Genomic DNA, 702 nt, shown 5'->3' with positions numbered 1-702 from the left:
GTGATGTACGCATCATCAATGGCGGCACTGCGGTAAAAGTAGAGGCGAACCGTTGGTTACTTGTTGTGACAGAAGAAGCGGCGCAAGCACTGATCGAAAACAGCGATGCTACGCTGACAACACGCGAGCTTTGGACTCGGTTCGACATTGAATCTGCACTGCCATTCGTTTCTGCCACAGCGCAAAACGAGCACATTCCACAAGCCTTGAACATTCAAGCCCTAGGTGGCATTAGCTTCACTAAAGGCTGTTACACAGGCCAAGAAACCGTAGCTCGAGCGAAATACCGCGGCACAAACAAGCGCGCTATGTACATCGTGAAAGGCGCAACGTCGACCGCGTTAAACGATGATGCGATTGAACTAGAACGCAGCGTAGGCGACAACTGGCGCTCAGTCGGCACGTTACTGGCTCACTATCAATTCAGTGATAACCAAGCTATGGGTTTGATCGTGTTACCAAATAATCTGGATGACGACACTCGCCTTCGTTTGACGTCTCAGCCTGATTGTGAATGGACCATCGCAGAATTGCCTTACAGCCTTGATGATGAATAATGCCATTCATACTCCTTTGATGCAGTTTCTTGCCGACCAAAACATCACGTTTCGTCTGCTTCCGCATCAAAGACCAGCTACAACAATTGAGGATGCCGCGCAACAACGCGGCATTCGCCCTTCTCAAATGGTCAAAGCGATATTG

1 pseudogene is annotated in these 702 nt (G+C 49.6%); it reads left to right on the top strand.

The features are described 5' to 3' along the window. Positions 1-557: pseudogene (locus tag R8N49_RS27215) on the top strand (folate-binding Fe/S cluster repair protein); the annotation flags it as partial. Between the last annotated feature and the right edge of the window lie 145 nt (positions 558-702).

The organism is Vibrio sp. 1978 (assembly GCF_033344345.1).
This window is presented reverse-complemented; position numbering and strand designations above follow the sequence as displayed.